A 656-nucleotide genomic window follows, 5' to 3' on the forward strand; every position below is an offset into this window, starting at 1 on the left:
CTATAAAAATAACATTTATGGCACTTTGAATTTAATTAACGCAATGCTTAAAGCTGAAGTCTACAACTTTATATTTAGTTCTTCAGCTACTGTCTACGGCTCACCAGAAAAAAAACCATTAACTGAAGACTGTAGAACTGGCGGAACAACTAACCCTTATGGTGAATCAAAACTGATCGTTGAGGAAATGCTAAAAAGCATTTCTAATGCTGAACCAAAATTCAATGCTACATGCTTACGCTATTTTAATCCTGTAGGGGCACATGAGTCTGGACTGATCGGTGAAGATCCTAATGGGATTCCCAATAATCTTGTCCCATATTTATTGCAAGTTGCAATTGGCCGGTTAGAATCCGTATCTATTTATGGCAACGATTATCCTACGCCTGATGGAACTGGTATAAGGGATTATATTCATGTTATGGATCTTGCAGAAGGTCATTTAGCTGCTTTAAGAAAATCTGGTAGTATAGATGGTGTTTCTGTATATAATCTTGGTACAGGTAAGGGATATTCAGTTTTTGAAATCATTAACGTTTTAAGTAAAGTATCTAATAAAGATATAAAATATAAAATCGCACCTAGAAGAACAGGCGATATTGCAGAGTGTTGGTCAGACTCTTCATTGGCAAATAAAGAGTTAGGCTGGAAAGCGC

Annotated in this window: 1 protein-coding gene; it reads left to right on the forward strand. The window is 36.1% G+C overall.

Annotated elements, in window-relative coordinates; all coding sequences use genetic code 11:
• The coding region (gene galE, locus V1952_RS22365; RefSeq protein WP_420075614.1) for a UDP-glucose 4-epimerase GalE at positions 1 to 656 on the forward strand (656 nt) is incomplete at both ends.

Origin of the sequence: Yersinia sp. 2542 StPb PI (genome assembly GCF_048593855.1) — a bacterium.
Taxonomy (GTDB): Bacteria; Pseudomonadota; Gammaproteobacteria; order Enterobacterales; family Enterobacteriaceae; genus Yersinia; species Yersinia enterocolitica_E.